Origin of the sequence: Halobacillus sp. BBL2006 (genome assembly GCF_000786645.1) — a bacterium.
In the GTDB taxonomy this organism is placed as follows: Bacteria; Bacillota; Bacilli; order Bacillales; family Halobacillaceae; genus Halobacillus.
This window is the reverse complement of the sequence record NZ_JRNX01000367.1, coordinates 1-3,581: the sequence shown is the minus strand read 5'-3', so window position 1 is coordinate 3,581 and position 3,581 is coordinate 1. Positions and strand designations below refer to the sequence as shown.

General features: G+C 46.6%; 3 protein-coding genes. 1 reads left to right on the top strand and 2 read right to left on the bottom strand.

All coding sequences use genetic code 11. The features are described from left to right. Positions 1-1,066 (bottom strand): DUF819 domain-containing protein (locus tag LD39_RS11540; protein ID WP_035546500.1); only part of this gene is annotated, 1,066 nt, incomplete at its 3' end. A 272-nt stretch (positions 1,067-1,338) separates the two neighbouring features. Next, on the bottom strand, positions 1,339-2,319 hold the full coding sequence (locus LD39_RS11535; protein WP_035546498.1) for an ABC transporter substrate-binding protein: 981 nt from the start codon (positions 2,317-2,319) through the stop codon (positions 1,339-1,341). Between the two features lie 212 nt (positions 2,320-2,531). Between LD39_RS11535 and LD39_RS11530 the strand changes: the two genes are divergently transcribed. Then, on the top strand, positions 2,532-3,566 hold the full coding sequence (locus LD39_RS11530) for an iron ABC transporter permease (RefSeq protein ID WP_035546496.1): 1,035 nt from the start codon (positions 2,532-2,534) through the stop codon (positions 3,564-3,566). The last annotated feature ends 15 nt before the right edge of the window (positions 3,567-3,581 follow it).

Genomic DNA, 3,581 nt, shown 5'->3' with positions numbered 1-3,581 from the left:
CAGAGCTTGTCCCGCCGATATTCCCTTGTGATCCTACTGCGACGAAGAAAAGCGGTGCTTTCAACAATCGTGCAGCAAGGAAGATACAAAGAACGTGAATCGCTAACCAGACCAAGCCCATCAAAATGAATTGAGGCGCCTGGACAATGTCCATCAAGTTCGCCTGAGCGCCAATGGCGGTCAGGAACAAGTAGATGCCTAAATAACCGATTTTACTTGCCCCATAATATTCAAGATTACGCACTTTCGTGAAGGATAAGACAATCCCGACAGCCGTAATGATTAAGAACGTCCATGTGGATGTGTTCATGACATCGGATTTTGGAATGAACGATAAATCTGCAAACAGACGGACTAAATAGGATCCTGCGAAGCCGACGGCAATGATACCGAACAGCTGTGGCAGCTGAAGCGGCTTGGCGTTACGCTGCACGTCTGTCGCAATATCTTCATTGACCTTTTTGATCGTGGAGTTATCCGCTCCATTCCACTTGTTGAAACGTTCCTGGAAGTTCGCAAAGGAAATCATCACACCCATCCAGCCGATTCCAACCAACGTATCGGTAAGGATGATCGGACTTAAAATATCATCAGGCGTGTTGAAGGCTTCAATCATGGCCCCCATGTTGGCAGATCCGCCAATCCAGCTTCCTGCAAGGGCACCGACGCCGCGCCACGCTTCTTCAGGAAGGATCCCCTGGAAGAGCGCAAATGCGATCGGGCCACCAATTACGACCCCGACTGTACCTGCTAAGAAAACGAGGACCGCTTTCCCGCCAAGCTTGAACGTCGCCGGTACGTTTGTACTGATCATCAACAACAGCAAACCTGCTGGAAGCATGTACGTGCTTAGAAAGCTATACAAATCCGAGCTCTGCGGGATGATACCGAACGTCGTCGAAAGCATCGGCAAGAAGTACATCCAAATCAGTGGTGGTAAATACCGGAAGAACTTCTTAACCGGCTTATATTCCACGGTTGATAACATAAAAACAATGCCGACAACCGCAATAAGGTAGGCGAATATCGCCATTGGTTCTTGTATTAATGCTTGTCCATTATTCATACTCTCTCTCCTATCTGCAAAATCATTTGAATTGTCAAAAAATTCTAGTTGAATAATTTCACATTTTTGGAGTGTAGCACATTTTTTTAAGACAGAAAATAAAATTGCTCTTTCCATTTTTAGTAAACGAATAAAGCCCCAGCAATCTGGTGTGACCTGGAAAGAGTTTCAACTTGTTACAAAAAGGTCTTCTTCGACTTCTACCATCCAGATAAATAAAAAAAGCGCCTGAACCCTTTTATAAAAAAGAAGGAGTCAGGCGCTTTTAAAGTTTATTTTACTAATTGACCTTTTATATCTTCAAGCATCATCGTGTTGGCAACCGGTCCAGTGTATAACCAGCTGGATTTATCTTCAGCGTATTCGTAAATGTTTCCATTTTTCACAGCGGGGATGTTTTTCCAAATATCATCCTGAAGCTTTTCGGCTCCTTCGCCATCACTGTTGATGAGGAAGATATGATCGGCATCCAGCTGAGCTAACTTCTCAAGGGAAATTTCAGACCAGTTGGATGTGGATTTCTCTGCGATTTCCTTAACGACGTTCGGTTTCGTAATGTCCAGGTCATTGTACAACACATCTCCTGCGGATAATTGATCGTTCACAACGTAAAAAGTGTTGCCGACAAGCCAGATCGCGGCGACAGACTCATCACCGATGGACGACTGAACTTGTTCTTTCGTTTCAGCCGCTTTTTGCTCATAGTCCTCAAGCACTTGCGCAGCTTCCTCTTCTTTACCAAAGACTTCTCCCACACGCTTCAACTCTTCTCGCCAATCGTTATTCTCTGCTTCTCCGACAACATATGTCGGTGCAATTTTGGAGTACTGATCATATTTGTTCCCTTCGACCATACCGGCGGAGTCCATCAAAAGGAGATCAGGCTCGAAGCTTGCTACCGTTTCTAAAGGAAGATCGTGCGGCAAAGTAGGTACGTCTTCCAATGAATCCTGTAAATACCCCTGGACAGAAGCTCCGTCAGAAACGGACCATTGCGCGACAGGCTTGATATCAAGGGCAACAAGGTAATCCTCCAGGTAAGAAGCGATCACGCGTTTCGGCTCTTCCGGGACCGTCACTTCATGCCCCATCGCATCTGTCACCGTGCGTTCACCGCCGTCATTGCTGTCAGCTTCCTCTGTGCCCTGGTTTTCTTCATCTGTACTTGTATCCTCATTATCGCTGCCACAAGCAGCCATCATCAGCAGTGCCATCAAGGTCAAGGCTATGTAAATAAACTTAAATGATTTCATTGATTCTCCCCCTATAAATTCAAAAGTATTGATTTAAATGATAACAATTATCATTTTCAATTACAAGCGCTTTTCATTCTGATGACAAACCCTTCACAAAGCAGTCACAATTGCCGAATTGAAGGATGTATAATACAATGATAATGTTTCTCAATAAAGACATTTATGAGTGATGTACATACATAGATTTCATTCGGAGAGGAGGTCAGCCCATGTCTTATCAGCCAACAGGACGATCATCGACGAGCATTCAAACGATTACGGCAACGGTAATATTAACCGCTGGTGTTGGCATCCTTTTACTATCCATGGCACTATCTATCATGTACGGGGCAGCTGATATAGATTTTCAAACAATCTGGGCGAGCTTAACCAATTATAACGCGTCCTCCTCGTCTCATCAGATCATCGTCAACCTCCGCATCCCCCGGGCACTCGCTGCGGCATTGATCGGTGCTGCGCTTGCGATGTCCGGATCAATTATGCAGGGAATGACCCGGAACGCCCTCGCCTCTCCATCGATTATGGGTGTGACGGCGGGAGCGATGTTCACGATGGCGATTGCACTCGCTCTCATGCCCTCCGCCTCAAATTTAACGATGATGCTTTGGGCTTTCGGCGGCGCTGGGCTAGGAACGGCAATCGTCTTTCTGGTCGGATCCATTTCAAAAACAGGATTGACTCCGGTGAAGCTCGCGCTCGCAGGAACGGCGGTAACGGCATTATTCACGTCCGTCTCTTCAGCGATTACGATCCATTACAATATCGCCAAAGACATTAGCTTCTGGTATGCTGGCGGACTATCAAGCATCCAATGGGTTCACATTAAGCTTCTCGGACCGGTAGCCCTGTTCGGCACAATCGTCGCTCTCTTTTTAGGGAAATCGATTTCCGCTCTAAGCCTTGGTGAGGACGTAGCAAAAAGCCTCGGGCAAAAAACATGGGTAACGAAACTAATCGGTACGGTCGTTGTCCTTTTGTTGACGGGAGCTGCGGTATCGGTGTCAGGGACCATCGGGTTTATCGGGCTCGTCATCCCTCATATCACCCGCTTCCTAGTTGGTTCAGATTACAGGACCATCATCCCATGCTCAGCGATTCTTGGTGGTATTTTGTTAATCATCGCCGACACCGCGTCCCGAATGATCAACCCACCTTTCGAGACTCCTGTAGGAACCGTAACCGCGCTGATCGGTGTACCTTTTTTCCTCTACTTAGCGAGAAATGATGGGAGGAGTGCCTCATGACCGCATATAAGAAAA

Coding starts and splice junctions, on each gene's coding strand:
- LD39_RS11535 (WP_035546498.1), bottom strand. CDS start 2,319: ATGAAATCATTTAAGTTTATTTACATAGCCTTGACCTTGATGGCACTG.
- LD39_RS11530 (WP_035546496.1), top strand. CDS start 2,532: ATGTCTTATCAGCCAACAGGACGATCATCGACGAGCATTCAAACGATT.